1 protein-coding gene is annotated in these 258 nt (G+C 58.9%); it reads left to right on the top strand.

Annotated elements, in window-relative coordinates; genetic code table 11:
* Positions 1–258 (top strand): iron-containing alcohol dehydrogenase (locus tag SB689_RS23545; protein WP_410694464.1); only part of this gene is annotated, 258 nt, incomplete at both ends.

The raw sequence follows: 258 nt of genomic DNA, 5'->3' as shown, positions 1-258 counted from the left end.
ACCGCGAGGGGGGCTGCGATAGCCTGATCGCGGTAGGCGGTGGCAGTGCGATGGATATCGCCAAATGCGTGGCGGTGTATGCCACCCATGATGGTGATCTCGAGAGTCTGTTTGGCGAGAACAAGGCGCGTGTCCGCGGAGCGCCACTTATCGCCATGCCGACGACATCAGGCACCGGGTCCGAGGTGACCAACATCGGGATTCTGTCTGATACCGAAGCGAGGATGAAGAAAGGCATCGTCAATGATTACTTGCTGC

The organism is Chryseobacterium sp. SIMBA_038, from assembly GCF_046535115.1.
Classification (GTDB): Bacteria; Bacteroidota; Bacteroidia; order Flavobacteriales; family Weeksellaceae; genus Chryseobacterium.
Note: the sequence above shows the minus strand (reverse complement) of the source record. Positions and strands in the feature narration are given on the sequence as shown.